Source organism: Mesorhizobium sp. CNPSo 4661, from assembly GCF_057784215.1.
The window spans coordinates 262,564-288,877 of sequence record NZ_JBWGIO010000005.1; the positions used below are offsets into that span (position 1 = coordinate 262,564).

Consider the following 26,314-nt stretch of genomic DNA (forward strand, 5'->3'; position numbering starts at 1 on the left):
CTGGCTTTTGCATGGTGATCCCACGAGGCCGGCCGATCGGCTTCGATCCCATGAAGGAGCAGGATCATGACCGCTTACGCCGTTGCCCATATGCGCCAAGTCACGCCGGGTCCCTGGATGATCGAATATCTGGAGAAGATCGACGCCACGCTGGCGCCGTTCGGTGGGCGCTTTGTCGTCCATGGCGGCGACGTCAAGGTCGTCGAAAACAGCTGGCCCGGGCACCTGATCGTCATCGAATTCGCCGACAGGCGGCATGTGAGGGACTGGTACCGGTCGCCGGCTTATCAGGCGATCCTCCCGCTGCGCACCGAGAATTCTGAATCCGACGTGATCTTCGTTGACGGCGTCGAGCATCCGCACAAGGCTACGGATGTGCTTGGAATTGGCTAACTGTGCACGACATAGTCGGGCACGATTTCAACCTTGTCGCGAACGAGCCCTGCCGCCAGGCTGAAATGGCCGAGAAACGCGAATGTGTAGAACGTCAGGCCGACGATCGCCGCGAAGGGAATTTGCCAGACCGGCATGCCGGTCTGCGGCGCGTGATTCACCACGCGCCGCAGCGTGCGCCACGACATTGTCCCCCAGCGCGTGAATGATTTGACGATGCGCCGGGCGCGGCTGGGGGAGTGGAGCTCGACGAATTTTCGATCGGCATCCCTGCCGGTCACCAGCGCGCGCCAAAAGAAGAACCGCCAGCCGCGCGGGGAATAGTGGTGGACGCGCGCGTCCACGTTGACGATTTTGTGGCCTTCACCCCAAAGCTGATGCATCAGGAGCGTGCAGGAGACCTTGAAGCCGTTGTGTGCTGGAAACGGGTGGCTGGATATCCAGTCGCGCCGGAAAGCGATCTTGTTTGCATTGATAGCACGCTTCGAGGCAAATCTCTTGTCTCCCTCAGCCATCGGGAAGAACCAGATCAACGCGAAGGTCCGCGAGAAGAAGTCATCATGGGAAAGATAGGTGTGCCCATTGACGCAGATGGTATCAGGGTCGTCGAAGGGCTTCAGCAGGGTTGGGAGCCAGCTTCGTTCCGGAACTGTGTCGGAATCGAGAAAAACAAGGACGCTTCCTTCGCTCCAAGGAATGCCGTTGTTCTTGAGGTCGTAGTATCTGCCGCCGGGACAGGCAGCGAAGGCCAGGTCGGCAACCTGCGCCAATTGGGGCGCTTCGGCTCCGATGCGGCTTCGCAATGAGACGGCGTCAGTTTCGAGGCCGCCATGCGAGATAATGACCTTCGGCCTCGCAAATCCGGTAGCGGAAACCTGGGCGATCTCGCGCGCCAAGGCTTTGAGCCCAAGCCCAATCTCATCCCAGTCGATGGATTTGGCATTCTCCATCTCCATGACGACAGAATAGGCAGGATGTTCAGCCATCGCGACACAGCCAATTAATCAAAAGTAGTGGCTATAGCCCTGACAGCATGCTGTCAAATCATCGAGATGCAATTGTGCACTGGGAATTTGTTAGATGGGCTATTTTATCATTCGGTATCGGAAGCTGGACGGGTCGGCATATTCGGACAGGAAACGCTTTCGCCATTCTTCATTGATTGCATCGCGCTGGATTTCGAGACCTGACCGGAGGTTGGTCTCCCAGTTGGGCTCCACATTCACGAGCTGCGCGAGTTTGGTCAGGCTCCCTGCCGGATCGCGCTGAAGCTGCTCGTAAGTCAGGGGGAGGAAGGACAGGCCGTTCTTCGCGAACCAACCGTCCCATGTCACGTTCTCCATCAAAATCTTTTCCAGGGACTCTGCGATTGCATGGCCGTCATAGCGTGGCGGTACATGGCTGATCTCGCTGGATCGGAATTCGCGGGTTTGACGCGCACGTGCCCATGAGATCGCCTGGCCGAGCAGATCGTCACGGGTTAAGCGTACATAGCTCAAATTCGGAAGGCTGGCCGGCAGCTTCACCTTCTTGGCCAGTTGTGTGAACTGGCTCGCAAAGAGCTTGATTGCGTAGACACCGGTAGAGGACCGTCCCTCGGTCAGCGCACGCAGAAGCTGTGCGCGGGGATCTCGCGGGTAACCCGGCAACTCCAGCAGACGTCGCCCGCCAAACCATTCCAGCGGATGGCCCAGCCCGGCGGAAGCCATCAATCCCGCGAGATGATTGCTGCCGCTCCGCGGTGATGTGCAGACGAGAATTCCCGCCCGTACTTCGGACAGAATGTTCGGCGGGATTTCCACCACTGCTGGGGGCCGGCGAAAGAGACGCATTCCGTCATCGCCTCAGCAGAAACACCGCCTGCTGGCCGAAGAAGTTCCAGAACCACCAGGGCATCGACAGGCCGATCTTCTGGCCGTTGGCGTCGAGCGCGGTCGCCTTCTCGACGGTCGCGCCGAGCTCCTCGCACAGGTTGACGAAGTCGCGGATGGTGCAGAAGTGGATGTTGGGCGTGTCGTACCAGGAGTAGGGCAGATCCTTGGTGACCGGCATCCTGCCCTTGACCAGCAGCGAAAAGCGCACGCGCCAGTGGCCGAAATTGGGGAAGGAGACGATGGCGCGGTTGCCGATCCGAAGCAGCTCGTCGAGCACGACCTTCGGGTTGCGCGTCGCCTGCAACGTCTGCGACAGCACGACGAAGTCGAAGCCCTTGTCGGCGTAGAATTTCAGATCCGTGTCGGCGTCGCCCTGGATGACCGATAGCCCGCGCGCCACGCATTCGTTGACGCCGCGCTGCGACAATTCCAGCCCGCGGCCGTCGACCTGCTTGGTCTCCTGCAACAATTCCAGAAGCAGGCCGTCGCCCGAGCCGACATCGAGGACGCGCGAACTGGGCGGGATGAGATCGGCGACGACGTCGAGGTCGACGCGCTGGGCGCGATTGACCGTCATGGCTTCGCCTCCTGCAAGGCGCATGATCCCGGCCCGAAAAGTCTGCAACTTTTTGCGTTCGCTGGCCTTCGGTTCGGGGTCATAGGTTGAGGCCCCTGGCGCGGGCGGCCGACGCGATGAAGCCGTTGATGGCCGCGAACAGCTCCGGCTCGTCGAGCAGGAAGGCGTCGTGGCCGCGATCGGTCTCGATCTCGACGAAAGAGACGGAAGCGCCCGCCGCGTTCAAGGCATGCACGATCGACCGGCTCTCCTCGGTCGGGAACAGCCAGTCGCTGGTGAAGGAGACCAGGCAAAAGCGCGTCTTCGTGCCGGCGAAGGCGTCGGCGAGACGCCCGCCGTGATCTGCGGCAAGGTCGAAATAGTCCATCGCGCGGGTCAGATAGAGGTAGGAGTTGGCGTCGAAGCGGTCGACGAAGGTCATGCCCTGGTGGCGCAGATAGCTTTCGATCTGGAAATCGGCGTCGAAGCCGAAGGTGAGCGCATCGCGGTCCTGCAGGTTGCGGCCGAACTTGCGGTGGAGCGCGGCTTCCGAAAGGTAGGTGATGTGGGCGGCCATGCGCGCGACGGCGAGGCCCTTTTCCGGCCGCTTGCCGAAATCGAGATATTTGCCGCCGTGCCACTCCGGATCGGCCATGACGGCCTGTCGGCCGACCTCGTGGAAGGCGATGTTCTGCGAGGAATGGCGGGCGCCGGTGGCGATCGGCAGGGCGCAGAACACGCGCTCCGAATGGCTCGCCGCCCATTCCAGAACCTGCATGCCGCCCATCGAGCCGCCAAGCACGCAAAACAGCTTTTCGATGCCGAAATGATCGACCAGCATCGCCTGCGCGCGCACCATGTCACGGATGGTGATGATCGGCAGGTCGAGCCCGTAGGGCTTGCCGGTGGAAGGGTTGGTCGAGGCCGGGCCGGTCGAGCCGAGGCAACCGCCGATGACATTGGAGCAGATGACGAAGAAACGGTTGGTGTCGATGATCTTGCCGGGGCCGATCAGCACCTCCCACCAGCCGGGCTTGCCGGTCACCGGGTTGGTGTTGGCGACGTGCTGGTCGCCGGTCAGCGCGTGGCAGACGAGGATGGCGTTGGAGCGCGCGTCGTTGAGCGTGCCGTAGGTCTGATAGGCGATCTGGAAAGGCGAAAGGATAGTGCCGGCGTCGAGCTTCAGCGGCTTGTCGGGGCCGAACTGCAGCACCGGGCTCGACGGATGGTCGACCTCGTCCTTGGTTCTTGCAGCGCGCTGAGCGGCCATGTCCGTCCTCATCCTGTCCCGATCGGTCTCGTCCCGATGCGGTGTCCGGCCGGCAGCGGACAATAAAAAACCGGCATTGCCGTCGCAAAGCCGGTTACAGGTTGCAAACGGCCCTTTAGCGAGTTGTTTAACGTGGCTGCAAGCCGACCGGCCAAATCACCACGGAAGTCTGGCAGCTCTTCTAGGACCAGCGCCGCGCTTCGTCAACGGGTAGCCGCTTCGCGGCACCAAGCGGTAGCACTCGACATTCCAGCCCGTGGCCTGTATTTCCGCTGCGGCCTTGAAGAGGCCCTCTCGACGGATTTGTGACATGAAGCAGGATCAGCCCCGTCCGACGCCCCGCGCGGGCATCATGGACATCGAGGCCTATGTGCCGGGAAAAAGCACCGCGCCAGCCGGCGTGATGAAAGTCTACAAGCTGTCGTCGAACGAAAATCCGCTCGGCCCTTCGCCGAAGGCGATCGAAGCCGCGCGCGAAGTCGCGGCGAAGCTCGACGTCTATCCCGACGGCACGGCGCGGCGGCTGCGCGAGGCGATCGGCGAGGTGCATGGGCTCAATCCGGCGAACATCATCTGCTCCAACGGCTCCGACGAGATCCTCGGGCTCCTGGCGCAGGCCTATCTCGCGCCGGGCGACGAGGCCGTGTTCACCGAGCACGCCTTCATGGTCTACAAGATCTACATCCAGGCGGCGGGTGCCAAGCCAGTGGCGGTCAAGGAAACCGACGAGCGCGCCGACATCGACGCGATCCTGGCCGCGGTGACGCCGGCGACGCGGATCGTGTTCCTAGCCAATCCCAACAATCCGACCGGCACCTATGTGCCGTTCCAGGAAGTGCGCCGGCTGCACGCGGCCTTGCCGAAGGACGTGCTCCTGGTGCTCGATGCGGCTTATGCCGAATATGTGCGGCGCAACGACTATGAAGCCGGCATCGAGCTGGCGGGCAGCTCCGAAAACGTGGTGATGACCCGCACTTTCTCAAAGCTCGGCCTCGGCGGCGCGCGCATCGGCTGGATGTATGGGCCGGCTCATATCGTCGATGCGATCAACCGCATCCGCGGTCCCTTCAACGTCAATGCCACCGCGATCGAGGCCGGCATCGCCGCGATCCGCGACCGCGCCCATATCGAGCGCAGCGTGACACATAACGAGAAATGGCTGGCCTGGCTTAGCGCGGAACTGACCGGGCTTGGCCTGCGCGTCACGCCCAGCGTCGGCAATTTCGTGCTGATCCATTTTCCCGACGGCAAGAAGCATTCAGCGGCGGCAGCGGACGATTATCTCAGCCAGCGCGGTTACATCCTGCGCCGCGTCACCGGCTATGGCTTCCCCAACGCGCTGCGCATGAGCATCGGCACCGAAGAGGCCAATCGCGGCGTCATCGATGCGCTCAAGACCTTCCTGAAAAGCTAGAACGCCATGGCATCACCGATGTTCGAGAAAATAGCGCTGGTCGGCATCGGCCTGATCGGCTCGTCGCTTGCGCGTGTCATCCGCCGCGAGGGGCTTGCCACGCACATCGCCATCGCGACGCGCAGTGCATCGACGCTGAAGCGCGCCGAGGAGCTTGGTCTTGGCGATTCCTACACGACGGATGCCAGGGAAGCGGTGGGCGATGCCGACCTCGTCATCGTCTCGGTGCCCGTCGGCTCGTCCGGCGAGGTCGCGGCCGAGATCGCGCCGGCGCTGAAGAAAGGCGCCATCCTGACCGACGTCGGCTCGACCAAGGCCTCGGTGATCGCGCAAATGCAGCCGCATGTGCCGGAAGGCGTGCATTTCATCCCCGGACACCCGCTGGCCGGCACGGAAAAGTCCGGACCGGATGCCGGCTTTGCCGATCTCTTCGAGAACCGCTGGTGCATCTTCACGCCGCTGCCGGGCACCGATCCAGCGGCGCTCGAGACGCTGTCTGAATTCTGGCGGCGCTGCGGCTCCAACATCGATACGATGGACCCGCAGCATCACGACATGACACTCGCGATCGTGTCGCACCTGCCGCATATCATCGCCTACAACATCGTCGGCACGGCGGACGACCTGGAAGCGGTGACCAAGAGCGAAGTCATCAAATATTCCGCTTCCGGTTTCCGCGACTTCACCCGCCTTGCCGCCTCCGACCCGACCATGTGGCGCGACGTGTGCCTGCACAACAAGGACGCGATCCTGGAGATGCTGGCGCGTTTCTCGGAGGATCTGGCCTCGCTGCAGCGGGCGATCCGCTGGGGTGACGGCGAGAAGCTCTTCGACCTCTTCACCCGCACCCGCGCCATCCGCCGCTCGATCATCGAGGCCGGCCAGGATATCGACGTGCCGGACTTTGGCCGCCAGGCGGTCGAACACCCAAGCAAGCCTTAAGCTTCCGCACCGGACTTTCACCGGTCGGCTACTTTCGAGATTGGCCAAAACGCCCGGTCGTTCGTCATTCTCGGGCGGAGCAAGGAGCGAAGCAACGCGCGCAGACCCGAGGATCCATTCCGTGACTTCCGAGTGCGGCTGCGGTGCAGAATTCTTGCTCCGCCGCATTCCACGGCTCAGGTCACGGAATGGATTCCAGGGTCTCCGCGACGCCGCTTCGCGGCTGCTCCGCCCAGGAATGACGAGGTTGAGCGGCTTCCGCCACTGCCAGCGTTTGTGCCGATTTCGCGGAAATAGCGAGATAATCTTGCGCGCTAGCCTTGCTCCGATGACGGCCAGTGCGCCGCCATCATCGCCAGGGTTTCGGCCCGGTCCGGCGCGCCGAGCCGCCCGCCGAAGCGCAGGCATTTGAGCGCGGCGGCGGCGCTGGCAAAGCGCAGGGCTTCTTCCACGGGCATGGCCTCGGCAAGGCCGACGGCAAAGGCGCCGTGGAAGACGTCGCCGGCGGCGAGCGTGTCCACCGCCTTGACCTTCGGCGCCTCGACATGGCGCACACGCCCGGTCGTCCGGTCGTGCCACCAGGTGCCGGCCGCGCCGCCGGTCACCGCGACGAAGGCATCGGTGCGCGAGGCGAGGTCGGCGCAGGCGCTTTCGGGGTCGAGCGCGTGGCCGCAGACGATGCGCGCCGCCGGTTCGGACGCCACGATGTGCGAGGCCAAGGGCAGCAGGCGCTCCAGCACCTCGACGGGTGCCGTGTCGGCATCCAGGATCGCCGGGCGGCCGATCGATCTTGCCGCGCTCAAAGCCAGCGCCGCGGCGCCCGGCCAGCGGACATCCACCAGAACGGCATCGAAGGCGGAGAGGTCGGCGAGCGGCAGCGCCTCAGGGTCGGCTTGCGCCTTTTTGTCGTAGAAGGGAACGATGACGCGCTCGCCATGCGCATCCACCAGGATCGCGGCCAGCGCCGATCGCGCGCCGGCCACGCGGCGGATAAGGCTGCAATCGACGCCTTCGGCCTGAATGTCGGCGATCAGCTGGTCGCCGACCGGATCGTCGCCGGCGCTCGCCCAAAGCGACACTTCGGCGCCGAGGCGGCGCGCGGCGCAGGCGGCGCTCGTCGCCATGCCGGAGGCGATCTGGACGCCGTCGCTGGCGATGAATTTGCCTTGATGGGCGGGCAGCGTCTCGACGCGAAGGATCGTGTCGAGGGTGAAGGCGCCGACGCTGAGCAGTCTGACCCGCGGCGGCATTGCTGCGTTACTCCAACGGCTTGATCTTGCCGAGCGGGATGAAGCCTAGCGAGGCCTTGCCCTTGACGATCTTCAGCGGCAGGGACGGCTCCTTGCCAAGCATGGCAATGGCGGCAAAGCCCTGCTCGATTTCGCTCTTGTGCTCCGGCATGGCGCCGCCAAGGATGGCCGCCACCGCCTTGGGGTCCTTGAGCTTGATCGTCAGGCTTGCGTCGATCAGCCCTTCCGTGTCGACGGAGACCGGTCCGGACACGGTGATGCGCGCCGTGCCGGACGACAGGTCGAGCTTGGCGATGTCGATCGACTGGCCGCGCAGGCTTTTGGGCGGTGCCGCGATCAAGGCCACGCCGTTTTTCACCGTGACTTCGCCGCTGCCGTCCAAGGCGGGCAAGACGCGTCCGTCGATGGCATCCGCATTGATCTCCAGGTCGCCGAAGCTGCCGACATAATTGATGTCCTGGCCGGCCGGCTGCAGTTGGCCGGCCGCCTTGCCGGCGCTGAACAATTGCATCGGATCCGTGTCGTCCTGCGGGTCGGTCTGACCGTTCAGGCCTTCAGCCCGCAGCGAGACACTCCGCGGCAGCGGCCACCACACTTTGACATTGGCCTGCAGCTGGTCCCAATCGATCCACAGTGGCGGCATGCCGGGCGCCATCGTCCGCAGCGGCCCGCGCAGGTCGGCAACGGGTGACAAAGGCCCAGTGATCCCGGCGACAGCGTTGAAGCTTCCGGTGGAGGCCGCGACCTTCCGGGTGTCGTCCTCATAGGCGATGTTGTCGCAGGAAACCGTGAAGCTCATCGGATAGCCGCTGACGGCGAGGTTGGCGCAGCCGGCGGCGATCCCCTTGCTGCCCAGCCGCGCCACCGCCTGGTCGGCCTCGGTCTTGAGCCTGTCGGCGAGATAGAACCAGCCGCCGCTGTAGATGGCGAACAGCACGACAAGGAACGCGGCAAGCCAGAACAGCCGGCGGCGAGGTTTGGGCGATCGCTCGTCACTTGACGTCATGCTGCGGCTCTCGTTAACCCCTGATGTGCGAGCGGGCATTTACTCTCACGCAAACAAGCGGGGGACAGAAGAAGCACCTTGGCGGTGCGGTGTCGTTCACTCGAATGCGATCAGGCTTGGCGATATGGGCGATTTTTGGGTTTTTGGCTATGGGTCGCTGATCTGGCGGCCGGGATTTGCCCATGTCGAGACGCGCCGCGCCCGGCTTTACGGCTACCGGCGCTCGCTTTGCGTCTATTCCTTCGTGCATCGCGGCACACGCCGCCGGCCGGGCCTGGTGCTTGGCCTCGACCGGGGCGGCTCCTGCATCGGCCTCGCCTACCGTGTTCCCGGCAATTTACGTGACGAGGTGCTTTCCTACCTGCGCGAACGCGAGCTGGTGACCAGCGTTTATCTCGAACGCATGCTGGATATCCGGCTGGATGGCGGCGGGGGAGGAGGGGGCGGTCCGGTCGAGGCGGTCACCTACATTGTCGACCGGCAGCATGAGCAATATGCCGGCTCGCTCGATGCCGATCACGCCGCAAACGTCGTTCGCGGCGCCGTCGGCCAATCCGGCCGGAACGAGGACTATGTCTTGAGCACGCTCGAGCATCTCGAGGCGCTCGGCATTCGCGATCACTGGCTGGAGGAGGTGGGCCGCCAGGTCGCATCTTTGTGAGGGTCTGGTCCGATCAAAAAGCAAAACCATGCCTTTGACCTCCGCCGGACACGACCTAGCTTAGCGGCAACCCATCCCTTGGCCATCAGGCCCGTTCAGCACCACGGAGATCAGTCTTGCAGAAACGCCGTCTCGGTCGCACCGACCTTTCCATCGCGCCGCTTGTCCTGGGTGGCAACGTCTTCGGCTGGACTGCCGACGAGAAGACTTCCTTCGATCTGCTCGACCGGTTCGTCGGCGCGGGCCTGAACGCCGTCGATACGGCCGATGCCTATTCTCGCTGGGTTCCCGGCAACAAGGGCGGCGAATCGGAAACCATCATCGGCAACTGGATGAAAAGCCGCGGCAACCGCGACAAGGTGGTCGTCATCACCAAGGTCGGTTCCGACATGGGCCAGGGCAAGAAGGACCTGTCCGCCGCCTATATCGAAAAGGCGGTGGACGCTTCGCTGAAGCGGCTGCAAACGGATGTCATCGACCTCTATCTGTCGCACTGGCCGGATCCCGCCACGCCTTACGAGGAGACGCTCGGCGCCTATCAGCGGCTGCTCGAAAAGGGCAAAATCCGCTATCCCGGCTGCTCCAATCTCGATGCCGGCCAGCTGCGGGCCGCGCTCGACGTCGCCAGCCTGCGCAGCCTGCCGCGCTACGAGGTGCTGCAGCCCGAATACAATCTGTACGATCGCTCGTCGCTCGACGGACCGCTGCTCGACCTCTGCAAGGCCGAGGATATCGGCGTCATCACCTATTTCAGCCTGGCCAAGGGATTCCTGAGTGGCAAATACCGCAGCAAGGCCGATCTCGGCCAAAGCGAACGCGGGGAGGATGTGGCCGAGTATCTCAACGAGCGCGGCATGCGCATCCTGTCCGCGCTCGATGCGCTGGCGGAGCGCCATTCGGCCAAGCAGGCGGAAGTGGCGCTGGCCTGGATCATCGCGCGGCCGGGCGTCACCGCGCCGATCGCCAGCGCCACGACGCCGGCCCAGATGGACAGCCTGGTCCGCGCCGCGACGCTCAAGCTTTCGGCCGACGATATCGCGGCATTGGATCGGGCCAGCTCATAGCCTCCGCACGATCGTCCAAGACGGCCATGACAAAACCCTCGTAAGTCCTGTCGCATCGCGGCAGCAGGAGGGTTCGGCTTGGCCGGTGGCATCTTGAGCGAAACGCAGCCCTGGCAGCAAGTGCTGGCGCTGGTTCTGGCGGCGACGGTCGTCATGGGCAGTCCGGGACCCGCTACCATCAGCGTCACCGCGGTCGGCGCGGCTTTCGGTCTACGCCCTTCGCTCGGTTACACGTCCGGCGTGGCGGTCGGCACGATCGCCGTGCTTCTGGCGGTGGCGACCGGGATTTTCGGCATGCTGACCTCGCTGCCGGTTCTCGCGCCGGTGCTGGCGATCGCCTCGGCGGCCTACATCCTTTTTCTCGCCTTCAAGATAGCGACAGCGCCGCCATTGGCCGAGCGCGGCAGCATGGCGACGAAGCCTGATTTTCCCGGCGGTTTCATGCTCGCCGTCGCCAATCCGAAAGCCTATGTGGCGATCGGCGCCGTGTTCGCCGGCGCTGCGTCGCAGGCCGATACGCTCGGCGTTTCCACCAGGCTGCTGGTGCTTGCTGTTATGATCGTCGCCATCCATGTGGTCTGGCTGCTTGCCGGAACGGCTTTCGCGCGCTTCCTGCGCCATCCGCTGGCGGATCATCAATCTGGTGTTTGCCGCCATGCTGGTGCTGACGACCCTGCTGGCGGCGCTGCGATAGTGCGTTTCACCGTTTCACGGAACCGGTGAAACGCCCTATCTCTTTGTTTTTACGCAATTCCGGACGGAAGGCTACGGCGAAGTCGCCGAACCTGACCGCTTACACTTTTCCTGGAATTGCTGTAGCCGATCAGGCCTTCGCGGTCACGCCGAGCTCGGCCAGCCGCTTCACCGCCGTCGGCGGCATGGGTGGCGGGTTCGGGCCCTGCGCCGCCTCGACGAGCATCTGGTCGCAGGCGGCTTCGGTCTCGCCGATCAGCCGCTGCATGAATTCGTCCTTGCCGAGCCCAGGCGGGATCGGCGGCAGGAAGCGGGCCTTGATGGTGCCGGGATAGCGCAAGAATTTGCGGCGCGGCCAGTAGAGGCCGGCGACATGGGCGACCGGCACCACGGGCACGCCCAGTTGCGAATAGATCTCGACGATGCCGTATTTGTAGGACGGCTCGGCGCCCGGCGGGCGGCGCGTGCCTTCGGGATAGATGATGAGCTGGCGCGGGTTGCGGTCCATCTCCTGCCTGGTCGCGGTGACGACCGCCTTCAGCGCTTTCGAGCGGCTGCCGCGATCGACCGGGATCATGCGCATCTTCATGATGTACCAGCCGAAGAAGGGGATCCAGGTCAGCTCGCGCTTGAGGATGTAGAGCGCGTCGTCGAGATAGGGGAAGAAGGCGATCGCGTCCCAGAAGGACTGGTGCTTCGGCGCCAGGATGAAGGAGCCTTCGGGCAGGTTCTCGACACCCGTGATCTCGCTCTTGGTGCCGGCGATCTTGTCGTAGAGCCACATCGAGGTGCGCGACCAGAATTTCGGCACGAACCAGGCGCGGTGGCGCGGCGACAGGAAATAATAGGGCGTCCAGAAGACCATCTGGACGATCAGGCTGAGATAGAAGACGAGGTTGAACGCCAGCGAGCGGATGGTGAGCATGCAAGGGGCCCGTGAGGAAGTGTGCGTTGGTTACACCAAGCGGCGGCAAAATGGAAACGGCACGGTGGTCGAATGCCGGCCACTCTTGTTTGCCGCAATTCCGGACGGAGGTTACGGCGAAGCCGCCGAACCTGACCGCGAGGCACTTTTCCTGGAATTGCTTACAATGACCGCGCCAGCCGTTCCTTGAGGCGGGGTGCTGCAAAATCGAGGAAGGCGCGCAGCTTGACCGGCAGTCGGCCCTGGCCTGCATGGACGAGGCTCACCGGCCAGGGCGGCGGTTCGAACGGCTCCAGCACCACCCGCAACGCGCCGGCGCGCACCGCGGCATCCGCCTGGTAGGAGAGCACTTTCGTCAGGCCAAGCCCGGCAACCGCGGCATCGATCGCCGCCTCGGCGGTGTTGACCTGCAGGCGCGAGCGGACCGCAATCGCGGTTTCGCTCCTGCCGGTGACGAAACTCCACGTCGCCAGGGAAGCAAGACCTTCGAAGGTGATGCAGTTATGGCCGGCAAGGTCCCGCAGCTCAGCCGGCGTGCCGTGCTCGGCAAGATAGGCCGGGCTTGCGCAGACGATGCGGCGGATCGAGCCGACGCGTGTTGCGACCATGGCCGAATCCGGCAGTTCCCCGATGCGCACGGCAAGGTCGATATGCTCCTCGACCAACTGGGTGATCCGGTCCGCCAGGGTCAGGCGGACATCCACTTGCGGATAGACGGCGAGAAAGCCGGTGACCACAGGCAGCACATGCAGGCGGCCGAAAACGACCGGCGCGGTGATCACCAGCTCTCCGGTCGGGCTTGAATATTCGCCGGCAGCAATGCGCTCAGCCTCGCTCACCTCATCGAGGATGCGGCGGCAGGCGGTGAGATAAGACTGGCCGGCCTCGGTCAACGTCAGGCGCCGCGTCGAGCGGTTGAGCAGGCGCGTCTTCAAATGCTTCTCCAGTTCGGAGAGTTTTCTGCTGACGGTCGCCAGCGGCACGCCGGCGCGGCGCGCCGCGGCTGAAAGGCTGCCGGCCTCCACCGTGGCGACGAACAGGGACATGGCGTCGAGGCGATCCATTATTCTTCCGGAAAATGGAAGGATGGATTGCGAATATGCCATCTACGGTTTGCATATGGAAGGACGCATTTTACTCCAGTCACCAACCAACAGGAGTTCAAATGCCCCGCATCCCCACGCCGCAGACCATTGCCGCCGCACCCGACGCCTCGCAGGCGATGCTCAAGGCCGTCGAGAAACAACTCGGTATCGCGCCGAATCTGTTTCGGCTGGTCTCCAACAGCCCGGCGGCGCTGGAGGGTTATCTTGGAATGTCGGCGGCACTATCCAAGGGCCGACTGCCGGCGCCGACCCGAGAGCGCATCGCACTGGCCGTCGCGGAGATCAACGAGTGCACCTACTGTCTTTCCGCCCATACCTACCTGGGCAAGAACCTTGCCGGTCTGGACGATCCGGAGATGATTGCTAACCGGGAAGGGAGTTCCAACGACAGCAAGGCGGCGGCGGCCGTCCAGTTCGCGGCCAAGGTCGCGCGCGAGCGTGGCCATATCGGCCAAGCCGACCTCGATGCGGTGAGACGTGCCGGCTACGACGACGGGCAGATCATAGAGATCGTGCAGCATGTCGCTCTCAACGTCTGGACAAACTACATCAACAAGGTTGCGGATACCGAGATCGACTTCCCTGTCGTTCAATCCCGTCAGGCCGCCTGACACAACTCACTGTTAGCTTTTCTCGGCCTTGGAGAATCCTGCCATGAATGCCCGCGCCTTCACCAGCGATGTCGCCTTTACCCCGACCGTGAAGGCCATCCAGTCCCGCAAGGGGTCGCGCGATTCCTATGCGCGCGTCGAGCAGCGCGGCGGCTGGCGGGCAGCGATCACGCCGGACCTCGCCGCCTTCATCGAAGCGCAGACCAGCGTGTTCCTGGCGACGGCAAACGCCGAAGGCCAACCCTACATCCAGCATCGCGGCGGGCCGGCCGGCTTCCTCAAGGTGTTGGACGAGCACATGATCGGCTTTGCCGATTTTTCCGGGAACAGGCAGTTCATCACCCAGGGCAATCTCGAGGACAACGACCAGGCCTTCCTGTTCCTGATCGACTACATGCTCAGGCAACGCATCAAGATCTGGGGCAGGGCGCGTGTCATTGAGAACGATTCCGAGCTGACAGCAAGGCTGATGCCGGCAGACTACAAAGCGCGGCCGGAGCAGGTTATCCTGTTCACGGTCACGGCCTGGGATGGCAATTGCCCGCAGCACATCCCGCAGCGTTTTGAGGCGGCGGATGTCGCGGCCGCCCTTGCCGAGCGCGACAGGCGCATCGCCGGCCTGGAGCAGGAGATTGCGCGCCTGCGCGGTGATGTGGCGGCTGGAGCAAGTCCAGGAAAAGTGTGAGCGGTTAAGTTCGGCGTCTTCGCCGTAACCTTCCGTTCGGAATTGCGTAAAAACAAAAGAGATAGAGCGGTTCGCCGTTTCCGTGAACGGTGAACCGCTCTAGCTTTAGTTCTTCACCACAGTCGATGCTTCGGCCAGCGTGACGCTCTCGGGCGTCGCGCGCACCGGCAGGAAGCCGCGCGCCAGCGACAGCACATATTTGCTGTATTCGGTAAGCAGCACGCGCAGGGCTTCCGGCTTGGTCAGCCAGCCGCCATTGCCGAGATTGGTGTTGACCACCGGATAGGGCTCGAGGCGCGCGCCATGCAGCAGCCGGCCCATCTCGAGCAGGCTGCGCGGCATGTGGTAATTGTTGGTGACGACGATGATGCTGCCATAGGCGTGGTTCTCCACCCATTTGGCGCTTTCCTCGGCATTGCCGATGGTGTCGAGCGCGGCGCGGTCGATATCGACGCAGCAGGAAAAGAGCTGCTTGTCGCCGCCCATTGCCGCCTGCAACTGACGCTTGGTGGCCGATGGATGGACGCCGCTGATCAGCAAGCGTTCACCCTTGCCGGAGGCCAGCAGGTCCATCGCCGCGTCGAGCCGCGACTGCCCGCCGGTGAGCACGATGATGGCGTCGGCCTTGGCTGGATTGAGCGGAGTGGTCATGTGGCTGACCTTGTCGGCGAACCAGCCGAAGCCGCCGGCAAAAAGCACCAGTGCGGCAAGAACCACGAATCCGCAGACGCGCAGGGCAGGCCGCAGACGACCAAGCCTGGCGGGGGCAGCGTTGCGCGCACGCATCGCCGGCATCCGTCCAACCGTATCGATCGAATCCCGCGCTTCCATCATCCCCAGGTTAATCCTGAAAACTTCTAATGGTTAACTCCGAAATGCGGCCGTTGATAGGTGAGACGGCGCACATTGCGTTACGGCAGGTGTCCCACGTGTGATCGTTGTCTTGTTTGTATACAGCGCTTTGCGCCGGTTTTCGGATTGAGCTCATGGATCAGCCCGCATCCGGTTGGCGCACATCGATGTCGCTGAGATAGGCGACGACGGTCGCGTGCGAGGTGGCAGCGGTCAGCACGCCGATCACCAGCACCATCAGGCCGACGCCGAAATAGCCGGCCGAACCGATGGCGAAATTGCCGAACAAAGCGGTCGCCTGGTCGGCCTGGGGCGTGGCCATATTGCGTGACGACCACCAGGAAAAGACGATGAAGACGGCGATCGCCAGGGCGCCGCCGGCGGCCGCGCCCTTCATGCCGGTGACCAGGAAATGCCAGCGGAACTCGCGCGCGATGAAGCGCGCCTCGGCGCCGACGAAATGCAGCACCTCGATGATATGGCCGTTGCCGGCCATGGCGCCGCGCGTGGCGAACACCACCGTCAGCACGGTCGCCGACAGCATCAGCACCAGCACGGCGATGCCGATCGTCACCGTCGTGTGCGCCATGGCGACCAGCCGGTCGACCCAGGTGCGGTGGTCGTCAAGCGCGGCGGTCGGGATCTTCGGCGTGATGGCGGCGCGCATGGCGGCAAAGTCCGGCGGGCTGGCCTCGTCGATGGTGACGATGATGAGGCGCGGCACCGGCAGTTCGTCGATGTTGAGGCCGCTGCCCAGCCATGGCTCCAAAAGGCGCGCGGTCGCGTCGCGGTCGATGATCTTGGTGCCCTTCACGCCGGGGAACTCGCTGGCGATCTGCGTGGCCTGCACAAGCGCCGCCTCCATGTCGAGACCGTCGGCCGGCTTGATCTGGATCGTCGCCTCGCGCGAGATCTGGTTCTCCCAGACGGAGGCGGTATCGCGCACCAGGGTCACCGCGCCGAAGGTGAGGCAGGACAGGAAGGTCATGATGGCGATGACCAGCACCAGCGCCCGTCCGGCGATGTTCTGCGCCGGCACGATCGGCGCCGTCTTGCGCTGGATACGCCGGACCGTCACCGGCGCCTCGGCGTCGGCTTCATCGTGCAGGTGATCGGCCGGAAAGTCAGTCATAGACGTCCAACCTTCCGCCGGCCAGAATCATGCGGCGCGCGTCGACCTGCTCCATCAGGCCAAGGTCGTGGGTGGCGATCACCACGGCTGTGCCCAGCCGGTTCAATTCGATGAACAGCCTGAGCAGCCGGCGCGCCAGCGGCGGGTCGACATTGCCGGTCGGCTCGTCGGCAAGCAGGATCTCGGGCTGCTCGATCAAGGCGCGGGCAATCGCGGCGCGCTGCTTCTCGCCACCCGAAAGCACCGGCGGCAGGACATGCATGCGGTCGCCGAGGCCGACCCATTTCAGAAGCTCGGTGACGTCGGTGCGGTAGCTCGCCTCCTCGCGGCCGCGCACGCGCAGGGGCAGCGCGACATTCTCGTAGGTCGTCATGTGGTCGAGCAGGCGGAAATCCTGGAACACCACGCCGATGCGGCGTCTGAGCAGTGGCAGTTCGCCACGCGAAATGCGCGAGCGGTCCTTGCCGAAGATGGTGATCAGGCCGCGCGTCGGCTTCAGCGACATGAACAAAAGGCGCAGCAAGGTCGTCTTGCCGGCGCCCGAGGGGCCGCTCAGGAACTGAAAGGAGCGCTCCGGAATGTGCAGGGAGATGTCGCGGAGGATCTCCGGACCCATGCCATAACGGAGGCCGACATTTTCGAAGCGGATCACGTTCGGCGACCTGAAACTTTCGGCGGCGACGCGCCACAATCTACTTTAACAGACCATCGGCCGGCATGGTTAACCGGCGGTTAATTTTGCAACGTTCAGCGCGCATCAAAGCCATTCCGGTGGGGAAGCGTTAACCAATTCCGTTTACGCAAAAGAAACGAAGACTGCACTGGTGCCGTAATGGCTGACGACAGAACCGCGCGCCCTGTTTCCGGCGAAATCATGACCGGTCCGGCAACAAATGCCGCGCCGGAACGCGTCATTTTCGATGCGGCCGACATCGTCGATGCCGACTATGTGGTGCTGCCGCGTTTTGCCGCGGCGCCAGCGGCGCGGATGCCGCAGATTCCCTCGACGCCGTCGATCGGCGGCATGGGCATGCTGCGCAAACCGGAGGCGACGCCGTCGCGGCCCTCGCGCGGCGGCCCGGCGTTTTGGATCGCCGGCGTCGGCATCGCGCTGATCTCGTTTTGGGTGTCGGGCGGTCACGCGCTGGTCCGGCAGAGCCCCTTCTGGACGACCGCAGCTCCGGCAAGCGCGCTTACCATTTCCGGCGTGACGTCGCGCATCGATGCATCGGGCCTGAAGCCGGTGCTGTTCGTGGATGGCGAGGCGGCCAATGACGGGATGAGGTCGGAGGCGCTGCCGCCGCTCGAAATCCGCGTCACCGACAACAACGCCAACATCATCCGCTACAGGCTGGGGACATCCAACCGCTCGCTGGCTCCCGGCGAAAGATTCGGCTTTTCCAGCCGCCTCGATGTGCCTAAAGACGGCGTCAGGACAGTATCCGTAATCTTCGCCGGCTAGGTGTGCCGATATTCAGGTGAGGCCGGCCTTGACCTGAATCTCAGCCCGCCTATCGACGTTGCCGCCGATTTTTGAGGGGATAAAATATGCCAGTTGTGCGTGGCAAGGACATCGAGGTCCTGTTTTCGGCGTCGGCGATCGCGCGCCGCAATCTCGAGCTCGCCAAGGAAATCGCCGGGCGCGATTACCATGACCTCCTGGTGATCTCGATCCTCAAGGGCTCGTTCGTCTTCGCCGCCGATCTCATCCGCGCCATGCATGATGTCGGCCTGTCGCCGGAAGTCGAGTTCATCTTCATTTCCAGCTACGGCGCCGGCACGACGAGCGGCGAGGTCAGGGTGCTGCGCGACATCGACAATGAGGTCGCCGGCCGCGACGTGCTGTTGATCGACGACATACTGGAATCCGGCAAGACGCTTTCCTACACGCGCGACCTGATGCTTTCGCGCGGTGCCAAGAGCTGCGCCATCGCCGTGCTGCTCGACAAGCGCATGCGCCGCCAGACCGCGCTCAACGCCGACTATGTCGGCTTCGACTGCCCGGACTATTTCGTCGTCGGCTACGGCATGGATGTCGCCCATGCGTTCCGCGAGCTGCCGTTTGTCGGGGTGGTGAAGGGCGACGCCTGAAGAGGCGTTGAGCTCACCCCGAAAAGCCGCCGTTCGTTAGAATTTTCAGAAAACGTCAACGTTTCGGCGGCATCTATCTCGGCATGGCAAAGCTTCTGATCGTCGAGGACGATGAGTCCGTCCGCACCCTCGCCGCCCGCGCGCTTGAGCGCGACGGCCATAATGTCACCGTCGCCACCGACGGCGCGCAGGGGCTGGATCTGATCCGGCAAGCGCGTGGCGGCTACGATCTGGTGGTGTCCGACATCCGCATGCCGGAAATGGACGGCATCGAAATGGCGACGGCCGCGGCGAGAGAGTTTCCGGCGATGAGAATCATGCTGATGACCGGCTATGCCGACCAGCGCGAGCGCGCCGAGGAACTCAACGGCATCATCCTCGATGTCGTGCAGAAGCCGTTCACGCTGGCCGAGATCCGCGCCCGCGTCGGCAAGGCGCTAAGCTGTTTCGCTTGAGACCGCACCGGCTGCCGGCGCGGCGCCTCGCCGACGCCCGCCGCCGAGCGCAAGCAGGCCGGCGCCGATGATCAGCGCCGCGCCGAGCACGGTCGTTTCGCGCGGCACCTCGGCGAAGAACAGGAAGCCCCACAGCGGCGACCACAGGATGCCGGTATATTCGAACGTCGCGACACGGTTGGCCGGCGCCATGCGATAGGCTTGCGAGAGCAGGATCATGCCGGCGGAAGCGACGAAGCCGCAGGCGGCCATCTTCAGGAAATCAGGCATCGTCGGCCATACCCATGGCCGTACCAGGAATTCGACGCTCGGATGCGCCGCATGGGTGATGCCGGCCACATGAAAGACGGCCGCAACGCCGACGGCGCCGCTGAGATAGGCACCGTTCTGGTAGAAGGCCATCACCGTCGATGATTCAGTGTCGCCGATGCGGCGCGCCATCAACTGCGAGAAGCCGTAGAGGAACGCCGAGCCCAGCGACAGCAGCGCCGCCCAGTCGAACACGCCGGCGCCCGGACGCACCATCACAACCACGCCGACCAGGCCGATCAGCACCGTCGCCAGCGTCTTCCACGAGACGCGCTCGCCGAGATAGGGACCGGCCATCGCCATGATGAACAGCGGCGCCATGAAATAGAGCGCCACCGCGTCGGCCAGCGGCAGGGCGGCGATCGCCAGATAGTAGACCGTATAGGACGAGAACTGGATGAAGGCGCGCAGCGTCAGCATGCCTGCCCGCTTCGACAGCACCGCCTTCAGCCCGACATCGACCTGGACGAGAACGATCAGGATCGGCAGCGCGACGATGGCGCGGATCGCCATCACCTGGGTCACCGGATAGCCGCTCGACACCGCCTTCACCAGCGGATCCTGCAGCGAAAAGACCAGCACGCCGAGGCAGAGGCTCAGAATGCCTAGCACCATCCGGTTCTGCATCAGTATCGGCCCCCCGCGAGCCGTTTGGGTATTCATTTCATGCAATTCCGGACGGAAAACCGCTGGGCCTGGAATTGCTCCAGATCAGGATGACGTTTCGGTGAACCGCCACCTTGATCTAGCTCTCTGTTGAAGCGTGATCTTCTCCGAAAACCGGTTCCCGCCTTTCGGGATCACGCTCGTAAAAAGAACCCGCTACCATTTTCAGGCAGCGGGTACGAGTGAGGACTCTTCGATTGGTCCGCGGCCGATTTCGCGGTCGCATATCCAATGGGTGTGGGGACTATCCCGCGGCGTTTGACATCTTGCAAACGAATTGGAATGATGCCTGCAATCAAATTTGCTTATGGCGGAATCGATGAAGCCCGTGCTCGACAGCGACCTCCTGCGCACCTTCGTGGCGGTGGCCGAAACCGGCAATTTTACCCGCGCGGCCGAGAAAGCCGGGCGCACGCAATCGGCCGTGTCGATGCAGATGAAGAAGCTGGAGGACATGGTCGGCGACGATCTGTTCGAACGCGGATCGCGCGGTGTGGCGCTGACGCGCCGCGGCGGCGAGCTCATTGCCAACGCGCGCCGAATCGTCTCGCTGCTCGACGAGACGGCCGCCTCGCTGGTGGCGCCGCCGCTCGGCGGACTGGTGCGCATCGGCATCCCGGCCGAATATGGCCGGTCGATCCTGTCGCGGGCACTGGGCGAATTCGCCAAGCGGCATCCGCGCGTCGAGGTCACGGTGCGTTACGCGCATTCGGATTCGCAGGTGAGGGCGCTCGCGGCCGGCGAGCTCGATCTCGCCGTGGTGTTCGAATGGGAGGGCTCTTCCGGCGGCGAGGTGCTGATGCACGACCCGACGGTGTGGGTGACATCGACGCTGCATCACATGCATGAGGAACGGCCGGTGCCGATCGCGCTTTACAGCCGCAACGGCTGGTGCCGCGACTTCGCGATCAAGTCGCTGCAGCAGCGCGGCCTCGATTACCGCGTGGCCTACACCAGCGACACCAATGGCGGCCTGACGCTTGCGGTCACCTCGGGCCTGGCGATCGCGCCGATCTCGCGCAGCAACATCCCGGAGGATTGCCGCGAGCTGACGGTCGCCGACGGTTTCGGCGACATCGATTCCTCGAATGTCGTGCTGCACCGCAATCCGCTGGCGACCGGCGAGGCGATCGACGGCATGGAGAACGCGATCCGCGAGGCGTTCATGCTGACCCGGCAGGCGAGCGCGACAGCCGGCCTTTAGCGCGCAAGACGTTCAGTCCGGCGGGCCGCTTTCGATCTGCCTCAGCCAACGCATGGCATCGTCCAGTCGGTCGTCGCCCCAGAACAGCTCGCCGTCGACGAGGAAACTCGGCGAGCCGAAAATACCCAGCGCCTTGGCCTGTTCCGTCGCGGCGGCGAGATCAGCCTTGGCGGCGTCGCTGTCGGCCTGCCGCAAGATGGGCTCGGGTTCTCGCCCGGCCTTTTCGATGCTTGCCGAGATGTTGGGCTCGCTCCCTGCGGGCTCGCCCATCTCGAACCAGCGACGGTAGCTCTCCCGCGCATAGGCCTCGCACCAGCCTTCACGCGCGGCGATGACGGCGACACGATTGGCGCGCTCGAGTTCGGCAAGCGGATAGGGCGCCGGCAGCTTCGGCACCAATTTGTACATCGCGGCGCGGCGCTCGATATCGCGCCACATATAGGCGGCCTTCGCCGGCTTCCTGGCGAAGGGGATGTTGTCCATCTCGATCATGATCGAGCGCACGTTGAACGGTCGCCAGCGGAACTCGATGCCGGTTTCAGCCTGGATGTCCGCCAGTCGCATCACCGAAAGATAGCTGTAGGTGCTGCCGATGGAAAACCAGAAGTCGATCATCGCCATATCCCCTTGACGGCGACGATATCGGCAGGCGGGCCGGACGACAACCGACCGCGCTCAGTCGCTCTCGAAGAAAGTCAGGTGGTTGCCGAAGGGATCTATGACCGTGACCTCCTTCGTCTGCCACGGCGTCGTCTCCAAGCCTGGCCTGTTGAAGCGGTATTTCTTGGCAATAAACTCGCGATGCAGGTCGACGATATCGGCGACTGCGACGCGAATGTGGGCGCCCGGCGACCCGTCGCCATGATGCTCGCTCAAATGCAATTCGCAACCGTCGCGCGCGATGCCCATGTAGAGCGGCGCATTGTCGTCGAAGCGATGTTCGAAGCGGACTTCGAAGCCGAGGAAATCGAGATAGAATTCGCGCGCCTTGGCGATGTCGAACATGCGCAGGATCGGCGTGACGGTTCCAAGCTTCGGCATAGGCGACGGCAATCCGGAAGGGTTTGAGTGGTTCACGCAATTCCGGACGGAAAACCGCTTCACACTTTTCCTGGAATTGCTCTGGGCGAGCTTACTTCAGTTCCAGCAGCCGTTCGAGATAGCTGCGCTCGATGTCGGGGCTGAGCGCGTTGCCGAGCCGCTTGCGGATCGCGTCGAGGATCTGGCGCGCGCGCTGGACGTCGATCTCGTCGGGAACCTTGACGGAGGTGCCGTCATCGGGGCCGTTGGTGGCGCGCGGCCGCCCCAGCGGATCGCGGTCGGCGTCCTGCTGGCGGCCACCCTGCTCGCTGCCGCCCTGGTCGCCCTGCATGGCCTGCATCTGCTTCATCATGTCCTTGGCGCCACGGCGCAGCGCCTCCAGCGCGCGGCCCTGGTGGCCGACGGCCTGGTCGCCATCGCCCTGGCCAAGCGATTTTTCGGCATTGCCCATCGATTTGCCGGCCTCGCCGAAGCCCTCATTGGGCTCCATGCCCATGCCCTCGAGCCCCTTCTTCAGCTGGTCGAGCTCGCTCTGCAACTGGCCCTGGCCTTCCTGCAGCTGCTTCAGCGCATCGGCCAAATCCTTCGGCGACATTTTCGGCCGTCCCAGCGGATCGCGGTCCTGGCCGGGGCCGGGCCGCTGCTGGTCGTCGGACTGGCCCTGCTCGCCGTCCTCGCCAAGCTGCTGCTGCTCGCCGCCTTCGCCACGCTGCCCGCGCTGCATCTGGTCCAGCCGGAAGGTGTCGTTCATCATTTCCTGCTGGCGGCGCATGATGTCGCCGAGCTTGTCCATCTGCTGGCGCAACTCGCTATCCTGCTCGCCGCCCGGCTGCTGACGGCCGGCCTGCAGGTTGTTCATCATGTCCTGCAGCTCGGAGAGAAGCTGCTGGGCCTTGTCGCGATCACCCGATTTGGCCAGGTTCTCGATCTGGTCCATCATGCGATCGATATCGCTCTGGCGCAGCTCGCGGCCGTTCTGCTGCATCTGCGGCGCGTTCGGGTTCTGCCGCGCGCGCTGGGCGAATTCCTGCAGGAACTGGTTCATCGCCTCGCGCAGTTCCTTCATCGCCTTCTCGATCTCCTGATCGCTGGCGCCGTTCTTGATGGCGTCCTGCAACGCCTGCTGCGCCTGGCGCAGCCGCCGCTCGGCGGCCGACAGATTGCCTTCCTCGATGCCGAGCGCGATTTCCCACAGATAGGACACGACGTTGCGCAGCTGGTCGTCGCTCTCGGAGAGCTTCAGCCGGCTCCTCGCGCTCATGATGGCGAGATAGTTCGACATGTTGTCGAACGTGTCCTCGGGACGCAGCGTGATCGCGTCCATCAGGTCGAGGACGCGCGGCTTGGCATTGGTGTCGAGCGCCAGCAGCCGGCGCTGCTCGATCAGCGCGCGGGCGAGCGGGTTGGCGAAAGGCCGCTCCGGCATCGCAAGCGTCTTGGTTTCGCTGGTCGCGGTGTGGCCGGCATCGTCGGTGACGCTCAGCGTCAGCTTGATGTTGGTGCCGGCCCAGACATGTTCGGTCAGGTCCTTGGTCGTCTTGGCGGCGTTCGCCTTGCCGCCGCGGCGCGGCAGCGTCAACGGCATGTCGGGCGCGCCGTAGAGCGGATGGGCCTTGGCCGCCGGCGGGTCCGACAGCTCGAAAACGGCCTTGCCTGAGGCCGCGCCATAGTCGTCGTCGATCTGGTAGTTCAACTCGATGGAGCCGTTGACGGCACGCTTCGGTTCGCCGACGAAACGGATCGTCGGCGGCTTGTCGGGAATGACGGCGAAGGCCCAGTGACCGAGATCGCCCTCGCCGGATTTCAGCGTCAGCGTGCCGTTGGTGTTCAGCTTGCCGGAGAACTGGCGCACCTTTGGCGCCGTCTGGCTGGCGGCGGGCGTGGTCCCCTTGGATGCTAGGGGGGGCGCCGTGGGCTCGATGGCGCGGTCATTGCCGCCTTGATCGGCATAGCTCAGCGTTTCCTCTCCCGAGCCGCCAGTGACGCGCAGCGAAACGTCGCTGCCCTGCGGAACGGAGAAGGTCTGGACGGCCTGGTTGGCATCGGCGGTCAGGAACAGCGGCGCCTTGCCGGTATAGGCGGGCGGCGTCACCCAGGCGTCGATGCGCGGCGGCACCGCGTCATGCGCGGCGCGGGCGACAAAAGCGTCGCTGACCCTGCCGCCAAAGGGTCCGAAGGAGAAGGCCAAAGCCGTGACGAACAGCAGCCCCGCCACGGCGCGCAGGCCCCAGCGGTCATGGTCCGGCACGCCGGTGCGCGGCCGGTCGGCGCCGAGGTTGGAAAGCCGCTCGGCCATCCGCTTCTGGTGCTCGCGCCACAGCGCCTGCGAGAAGGTGCTGTCGGCGCCGCTCGGCCGGTCGGTCTGCACCTGCACCGGGCTGTGCAGCAATTCGTTCGCCGCCTCGATGCGCCTGTCGACCTCGGCCGCCGAGGGCATGCGGAAGAAGCGCAGCGGATAGAGAGCCGCGAGCGCCGCCAGCGCGAACAGGATCAGAAGGCCGATACGCGCCGCGTCCGGCAGACGCGGGAACAGGCCGAACCATGAAAAGCTGAGGAACAGGCTGGCGACGACCAGCAGCGGCAGCACCAGCGGCCAGGCGCGCTCGAAGAGCATCGAGGCCCGCGTTGCCAAGCGGCTGAGCGCCAAGCGCCCCGCCAGGCCGCGTTCGCCGCTGGAAATGGGTCGTTCGGTCATCGGCCCTTCCTGCCAGGGCACAATAGCCCGGACGTCATCGGCAGAAGGATACCAGCAAACACGGCAAAGGCGAGGCGGGTTCCAAAAACGTGAAGCGGTTTGGCCGGGTTATGATCAGAAATTGGCCGGATTCGTGTTGGAACCGCAGACGAGCACTGCCACGCGCTCGCTCTCCGCCGGCACATAGCGCCCCGACAGCATGGCGGCAAAGGCCGCGGCGCCACCGGGCTCGGCGATGATTCGCACGCGGTCCCACAGCGCCTTCTGCGCCACGACGATGTCGTCGTCGCTGACCAGGATCGAGCGTTCGACGAAGGCCTCGGCGATCGGGAACATCATTTCGCCGACGCGCTTCGGCGCCAGCGAATCGGCGGCAATGCCTTCGGCGGGCGCATCGACCGGATGGCCGGCCTCCAGGGCGCGGTAAAGTGTCGGCGCTCCCTCGGGCTCGATGGCAATGATGCGGATGCGCCCCGAGAACCAGGCGGCGATGCCGCCGATCAGGCCGCCGCCGCCGACGGCGACAAGCAGCGTGTCGATTTCAGGCAGGTCGGCCTCGATCTCCAGGCCGAGCGTGCCCTGGCCGAGCAGCGTTTCCGCCTGGTTGAAGGCGTGCACCTGCAGGGCGCCGGTCCTGGCTGCAAAATCCTCGCTGGCGGCGAGTGCCTCTGCATAGCGCGCGCCGCCGACCACCAGCTCCGCACCGTAGCCGCGAATGCGCGCGAGCTTCGCCGGCGGGCTGACCTCGGGCACGAAGATGCTGGCCTTGTGGCCGAGCTTCATGGCGGCGTAAGCGACCGCGGCGCCATGATTTCCGCCGGACGCGGCGACCACGCCAGCCTCGGGCACCTGGCGTTCGAGCAGGTTGGTGAAGGCGCCACGCGCCTTGAACGAGCCGGAATGCTGCAGGCATTCGAGTTTCAGATCGACCGGAAAGCCGGGACGGCCGAAGTCGGCCATGTCGACGCGCATCACCGGCGTGTGGCGGATATAGGGGCGGATGCGCGGCTCGACAGCGGCGATGCGCTCGCGCGTGATCGTTCTGGTGTTGAACATGACCTGCTCCTCGGGATTGACTTCAATTAGTAACTTAGCAAAATGGCTAAATGCAAGAGGTCGACATCTTCAAGGCGATCGCCAATGAGCGCAGGCTGCAGATCCTCGATTGGCTCAAGGATCCGCGCGCGCATTTTCCGCGCCAGGCCGATGGCGACCTGGTCGAGGACGGTGTCTGCGCGCTGCTGATCGCCGAAAAGCTCGGCATCACCCAGGCGACGCTGAGCGAGCACATGCGCGTGTTGACCCAAGTCGGCCTGCTCAGCACCAAGCGCACCAAGCAATGGATCTTCTATCGCCGCGACGAGGGCCGGATTGCCGAGGCCAAGGCGCTGATCCAGGAGAAGATCTAGGCTAGCGCTT

Annotated in this window: 29 protein-coding genes and 1 riboswitch; of the genes, 13 read left to right on the forward strand and 16 right to left on the reverse strand. The window is 64.4% G+C overall.

Annotation, left to right across the window (positions count from 1 at the left end):
- Positions 1–66: 66 nt before the first annotated feature.
- Complete coding sequence (locus tag AC0YKC_RS09775; RefSeq protein ID WP_488510932.1) at positions 67–393, forward strand: DUF1330 domain-containing protein; 327 nt, start codon at positions 67–69, stop codon at positions 391–393.
- On the opposite strand, the gene AC0YKC_RS09780 is transcribed toward AC0YKC_RS09775, so the two are convergent.
- The 4 genes from AC0YKC_RS09780 to metX form a co-directional block, all read right to left on the reverse strand.
- Positions 390–1,379 carry a glycosyltransferase gene (locus AC0YKC_RS09780; protein ID WP_488510933.1) on the reverse strand — a complete coding sequence of 330 codons (990 nt, stop codon included), beginning with the start codon at positions 1,377–1,379 and terminating at the stop codon, positions 390–392. The two genes, AC0YKC_RS09775 and AC0YKC_RS09780, sit on opposite strands and share 4 nt — an antisense overlap.
- A 99-nt stretch (positions 1,380–1,478) precedes the next feature.
- Positions 1,479–2,225 (reverse strand): Stf0 family sulfotransferase, encoded by a 747-nt coding sequence (locus AC0YKC_RS09785; protein WP_320296675.1) that lies wholly within the window; start codon positions 2,223–2,225, stop codon positions 1,479–1,481.
- Positions 2,226–2,229: 4 nt separating this feature from the next.
- On the reverse strand, positions 2,230–2,844 hold the full coding sequence (metW, locus tag AC0YKC_RS09790) for a methionine biosynthesis protein MetW (protein WP_320296676.1): 615 nt from the start codon (positions 2,842–2,844) through the stop codon (positions 2,230–2,232).
- 79 nt (positions 2,845–2,923) lie between these two features.
- The gene (metX, locus tag AC0YKC_RS09795; RefSeq protein ID WP_320296677.1) at positions 2,924–4,093 is read right to left on the reverse strand and encodes a homoserine O-acetyltransferase MetX; all 1,170 of its coding nucleotides are present in this window, start codon (positions 4,091–4,093) and stop codon (positions 2,924–2,926) included.
- Between the two features lie 95 nt (positions 4,094–4,188).
- Positions 4,189–4,266, reverse strand: a riboswitch (SAM riboswitch).
- A gap of 128 nt (positions 4,267–4,394) precedes the next feature.
- Between metX and hisC the strand changes: the two genes are divergently transcribed.
- A complete protein-coding gene (gene hisC, locus AC0YKC_RS09800; protein ID WP_488510972.1) occupies positions 4,395–5,507 on the forward strand; it encodes a histidinol-phosphate transaminase in 1,113 nt (370 codons plus the stop codon).
- Between the two features lie 6 nt (positions 5,508–5,513).
- Positions 5,514–6,449, forward strand: coding sequence for a prephenate/arogenate dehydrogenase family protein (locus AC0YKC_RS09805; RefSeq protein WP_320296679.1), 936 nt, complete (start codon positions 5,514–5,516; stop codon positions 6,447–6,449).
- A gap of 314 nt (positions 6,450–6,763) precedes the next feature.
- Here the strand turns inward: AC0YKC_RS09805 and AC0YKC_RS09810 are convergent, their stop codons facing one another.
- Together AC0YKC_RS09810 and AC0YKC_RS09815 are read right to left on the reverse strand one after the other, a co-directional pair.
- A complete protein-coding gene (locus tag AC0YKC_RS09810; RefSeq protein ID WP_488510934.1) occupies positions 6,764–7,699 on the reverse strand; it encodes a sugar kinase in 936 nt (311 codons plus the stop codon).
- A gap of 7 nt (positions 7,700–7,706) precedes the next feature.
- Positions 7,707–8,705, reverse strand: coding sequence for a DUF2125 domain-containing protein (locus tag AC0YKC_RS09815; RefSeq protein WP_488510935.1), 999 nt, complete (start codon positions 8,703–8,705; stop codon positions 7,707–7,709).
- 124 nt (positions 8,706–8,829) lie between these two features.
- Between AC0YKC_RS09815 and AC0YKC_RS09820 the strand changes: the two genes are divergently transcribed.
- The 3 genes from AC0YKC_RS09820 to AC0YKC_RS09830 all read left to right on the forward strand — a co-directional run bounded on the left by AC0YKC_RS09820 (position 8,830) and on the right by AC0YKC_RS09830 (position 11,153).
- Positions 8,830–9,366 carry a gamma-glutamylcyclotransferase gene (locus AC0YKC_RS09820; RefSeq protein ID WP_320296682.1) on the forward strand — a complete coding sequence of 179 codons (537 nt, stop codon included), beginning with the start codon at positions 8,830–8,832 and terminating at the stop codon, positions 9,364–9,366.
- 116 nt (positions 9,367–9,482) lie between these two features.
- On the forward strand, positions 9,483–10,430 hold the full coding sequence (locus AC0YKC_RS09825) for an aldo/keto reductase (RefSeq protein WP_488510936.1): 948 nt from the start codon (positions 9,483–9,485) through the stop codon (positions 10,428–10,430).
- Between the two features lie 78 nt (positions 10,431–10,508).
- On the forward strand, positions 10,509–11,153 hold the full coding sequence (locus tag AC0YKC_RS09830) for a LysE family translocator (RefSeq protein WP_488510937.1): 645 nt from the start codon (positions 10,509–10,511) through the stop codon (positions 11,151–11,153).
- Positions 11,154–11,253: 100 nt separating this feature from the next.
- On the opposite strand, the gene AC0YKC_RS09835 is transcribed toward AC0YKC_RS09830, so the two are convergent.
- On the reverse strand, positions 11,254–12,048 hold the full coding sequence (locus AC0YKC_RS09835; RefSeq protein WP_320296685.1) for a lysophospholipid acyltransferase family protein: 795 nt from the start codon (positions 12,046–12,048) through the stop codon (positions 11,254–11,256).
- A 161-nt stretch (positions 12,049–12,209) separates the two neighbouring features.
- Positions 12,210–13,112 (reverse strand): LysR family transcriptional regulator, encoded by a 903-nt coding sequence (locus tag AC0YKC_RS09840; RefSeq protein WP_488510938.1) that lies wholly within the window; start codon positions 13,110–13,112, stop codon positions 12,210–12,212.
- A gap of 101 nt (positions 13,113–13,213) precedes the next feature.
- Here AC0YKC_RS09840 and AC0YKC_RS09845 point away from each other — a divergent pair, with 101 nt between their 5' ends.
- Both AC0YKC_RS09845 and AC0YKC_RS09850 read left to right on the forward strand, forming a co-directional pair.
- Entirely contained in the window at positions 13,214–13,765 is a 552-nt protein-coding gene (locus tag AC0YKC_RS09845) for a carboxymuconolactone decarboxylase family protein (protein ID WP_320296687.1), read from the forward strand.
- Between the two features lie 43 nt (positions 13,766–13,808).
- The gene (locus tag AC0YKC_RS09850; protein WP_320296688.1) at positions 13,809–14,450 is read left to right on the forward strand and encodes a pyridoxamine 5'-phosphate oxidase family protein; all 642 of its coding nucleotides are present in this window, start codon (positions 13,809–13,811) and stop codon (positions 14,448–14,450) included.
- 105 nt (positions 14,451–14,555) lie between these two features.
- Here AC0YKC_RS09850 and AC0YKC_RS09855 read toward each other — a convergent pair whose 3' ends face one another.
- The 3 genes from AC0YKC_RS09855 to ftsE form a co-directional block, all read right to left on the reverse strand.
- Positions 14,556–15,236, reverse strand: a complete 681-nt coding sequence (locus AC0YKC_RS09855; RefSeq protein ID WP_320296689.1) for a YdcF family protein — start codon at positions 15,234–15,236, stop codon at positions 14,556–14,558.
- A 205-nt stretch (positions 15,237–15,441) separates the two neighbouring features.
- On the reverse strand, positions 15,442–16,434 hold the full coding sequence (locus AC0YKC_RS09860; RefSeq protein WP_320296690.1) for a cell division protein FtsX: 993 nt from the start codon (positions 16,432–16,434) through the stop codon (positions 15,442–15,444).
- Positions 16,427–17,086, reverse strand: coding sequence for a cell division ATP-binding protein FtsE (gene ftsE / locus AC0YKC_RS09865; RefSeq protein ID WP_027167480.1), 660 nt, complete (start codon positions 17,084–17,086; stop codon positions 16,427–16,429). Before ftsE ends, AC0YKC_RS09860 begins: the two co-directional genes overlap by 8 nt.
- A gap of 180 nt (positions 17,087–17,266) precedes the next feature.
- Here ftsE and AC0YKC_RS09870 point away from each other — a divergent pair, with 180 nt between their 5' ends.
- The 3 genes from AC0YKC_RS09870 to AC0YKC_RS09880 all read left to right on the forward strand — a co-directional run bounded on the left by AC0YKC_RS09870 (position 17,267) and on the right by AC0YKC_RS09880 (position 18,980).
- A complete protein-coding gene (locus AC0YKC_RS09870; RefSeq protein ID WP_434724187.1) occupies positions 17,267–17,896 on the forward strand; it encodes a hypothetical protein in 630 nt (209 codons plus the stop codon).
- 86 nt (positions 17,897–17,982) lie between these two features.
- Complete coding sequence (gene hpt / locus AC0YKC_RS09875) at positions 17,983–18,525, forward strand: hypoxanthine phosphoribosyltransferase (RefSeq protein WP_095816886.1); 543 nt, start codon at positions 17,983–17,985, stop codon at positions 18,523–18,525.
- Positions 18,526–18,608: 83 nt separating this feature from the next.
- Positions 18,609–18,980 (forward strand): response regulator, encoded by a 372-nt coding sequence (locus AC0YKC_RS09880; RefSeq protein WP_320296692.1) that lies wholly within the window; start codon positions 18,609–18,611, stop codon positions 18,978–18,980.
- On the opposite strand, the gene AC0YKC_RS09885 is transcribed toward AC0YKC_RS09880, so the two are convergent.
- Positions 18,963–19,916, reverse strand: a complete 954-nt coding sequence (locus AC0YKC_RS09885; RefSeq protein ID WP_488510973.1) for a DMT family transporter — start codon at positions 19,914–19,916, stop codon at positions 18,963–18,965. The genes AC0YKC_RS09880 and AC0YKC_RS09885 overlap by 18 nt on opposite strands.
- A gap of 358 nt (positions 19,917–20,274) precedes the next feature.
- Between AC0YKC_RS09885 and AC0YKC_RS09890 the strand changes: the two genes are divergently transcribed.
- The gene (locus AC0YKC_RS09890) at positions 20,275–21,159 is read left to right on the forward strand and encodes a LysR family transcriptional regulator (protein ID WP_488510939.1); all 885 of its coding nucleotides are present in this window, start codon (positions 20,275–20,277) and stop codon (positions 21,157–21,159) included.
- Between the two features lie 12 nt (positions 21,160–21,171).
- Here AC0YKC_RS09890 and AC0YKC_RS09895 read toward each other — a convergent pair whose 3' ends face one another.
- The 4 genes from AC0YKC_RS09895 to AC0YKC_RS09910 form a co-directional block, all read right to left on the reverse strand.
- Positions 21,172–21,774, reverse strand: coding sequence for a DsbA family protein (locus tag AC0YKC_RS09895; protein ID WP_488510940.1), 603 nt, complete (start codon positions 21,772–21,774; stop codon positions 21,172–21,174).
- Between the two features lie 60 nt (positions 21,775–21,834).
- Complete coding sequence (locus AC0YKC_RS09900) at positions 21,835–22,200, reverse strand: glyoxalase superfamily protein (protein WP_434724185.1); 366 nt, start codon at positions 22,198–22,200, stop codon at positions 21,835–21,837.
- A gap of 91 nt (positions 22,201–22,291) precedes the next feature.
- A complete protein-coding gene (locus tag AC0YKC_RS09905) occupies positions 22,292–24,895 on the reverse strand; it encodes a TIGR02302 family protein (protein ID WP_488510941.1) in 2,604 nt (867 codons plus the stop codon).
- A gap of 114 nt (positions 24,896–25,009) precedes the next feature.
- Positions 25,010–25,951, reverse strand: coding sequence for a threonine/serine dehydratase (locus AC0YKC_RS09910; RefSeq protein ID WP_488510942.1), 942 nt, complete (start codon positions 25,949–25,951; stop codon positions 25,010–25,012).
- A gap of 50 nt (positions 25,952–26,001) precedes the next feature.
- Here AC0YKC_RS09910 and AC0YKC_RS09915 point away from each other — a divergent pair, with 50 nt between their 5' ends.
- Entirely contained in the window at positions 26,002–26,304 is a 303-nt protein-coding gene (locus tag AC0YKC_RS09915; protein WP_488510943.1) for an ArsR/SmtB family transcription factor, read from the forward strand.
- The last annotated feature ends 10 nt before the right edge of the window (positions 26,305–26,314 follow it).

Coding starts and splice junctions, on each gene's coding strand:
- AC0YKC_RS09910 (WP_488510942.1), bottom strand. CDS start 25,951: ATGTTCAACACCAGAACGATCACGCGCGAGCGCATCGCCGCTGTCGAG.
- AC0YKC_RS09915 (WP_488510943.1), top strand. CDS start 26,002: ATGCAAGAGGTCGACATCTTCAAGGCGATCGCCAATGAGCGCAGGCTG.
- AC0YKC_RS09805 (WP_320296679.1), top strand. CDS start 5,514: ATGGCATCACCGATGTTCGAGAAAATAGCGCTGGTCGGCATCGGCCTG.
- AC0YKC_RS09840 (WP_488510938.1), bottom strand. CDS start 13,112: ATGGATCGCCTCGACGCCATGTCCCTGTTCGTCGCCACGGTGGAGGCC.
- AC0YKC_RS09895 (WP_488510940.1), bottom strand. CDS start 21,774: ATGATCGACTTCTGGTTTTCCATCGGCAGCACCTACAGCTATCTTTCG.
- AC0YKC_RS09780 (WP_488510933.1), bottom strand. CDS start 1,379: ATGGCTGAACATCCTGCCTATTCTGTCGTCATGGAGATGGAGAATGCC.
- AC0YKC_RS09885 (WP_488510973.1), bottom strand. CDS start 19,916: ATGCAGAACCGGATGGTGCTAGGCATTCTGAGCCTCTGCCTCGGCGTG.
- AC0YKC_RS09775 (WP_488510932.1), top strand. CDS start 67: ATGACCGCTTACGCCGTTGCCCATATGCGCCAAGTCACGCCGGGTCCC.
- AC0YKC_RS09860 (WP_320296690.1), bottom strand. CDS start 16,434: ATGACTGACTTTCCGGCCGATCACCTGCACGATGAAGCCGACGCCGAG.
- AC0YKC_RS09855 (WP_320296689.1), bottom strand. CDS start 15,236: ATGCGTGCGCGCAACGCTGCCCCCGCCAGGCTTGGTCGTCTGCGGCCT.
- AC0YKC_RS09850 (WP_320296688.1), top strand. CDS start 13,809: ATGAATGCCCGCGCCTTCACCAGCGATGTCGCCTTTACCCCGACCGTG.
- hpt (WP_095816886.1), top strand. CDS start 17,983: ATGCCAGTTGTGCGTGGCAAGGACATCGAGGTCCTGTTTTCGGCGTCG.
- AC0YKC_RS09890 (WP_488510939.1), top strand. CDS start 20,275: ATGAAGCCCGTGCTCGACAGCGACCTCCTGCGCACCTTCGTGGCGGTG.
- AC0YKC_RS09880 (WP_320296692.1), top strand. CDS start 18,609: ATGGCAAAGCTTCTGATCGTCGAGGACGATGAGTCCGTCCGCACCCTC.
- AC0YKC_RS09785 (WP_320296675.1), bottom strand. CDS start 2,225: ATGCGTCTCTTTCGCCGGCCCCCAGCAGTGGTGGAAATCCCGCCGAAC.
- AC0YKC_RS09820 (WP_320296682.1), top strand. CDS start 8,830: ATGGGCGATTTTTGGGTTTTTGGCTATGGGTCGCTGATCTGGCGGCCG.
- AC0YKC_RS09835 (WP_320296685.1), bottom strand. CDS start 12,048: ATGCTCACCATCCGCTCGCTGGCGTTCAACCTCGTCTTCTATCTCAGC.
- AC0YKC_RS09810 (WP_488510934.1), bottom strand. CDS start 7,699: ATGCCGCCGCGGGTCAGACTGCTCAGCGTCGGCGCCTTCACCCTCGAC.
- AC0YKC_RS09815 (WP_488510935.1), bottom strand. CDS start 8,705: ATGACGTCAAGTGACGAGCGATCGCCCAAACCTCGCCGCCGGCTGTTC.
- AC0YKC_RS09845 (WP_320296687.1), top strand. CDS start 13,214: ATGCCCCGCATCCCCACGCCGCAGACCATTGCCGCCGCACCCGACGCC.
- AC0YKC_RS09905 (WP_488510941.1), bottom strand. CDS start 24,895: ATGACCGAACGACCCATTTCCAGCGGCGAACGCGGCCTGGCGGGGCGC.
- metX (WP_320296677.1), bottom strand. CDS start 4,093: ATGGCCGCTCAGCGCGCTGCAAGAACCAAGGACGAGGTCGACCATCCG.
- metW (WP_320296676.1), bottom strand. CDS start 2,844: ATGACGGTCAATCGCGCCCAGCGCGTCGACCTCGACGTCGTCGCCGAT.
- AC0YKC_RS09900 (WP_434724185.1), bottom strand. CDS start 22,200: ATGCCGAAGCTTGGAACCGTCACGCCGATCCTGCGCATGTTCGACATC.
- AC0YKC_RS09870 (WP_434724187.1), top strand. CDS start 17,267: ATGGCTGACGACAGAACCGCGCGCCCTGTTTCCGGCGAAATCATGACC.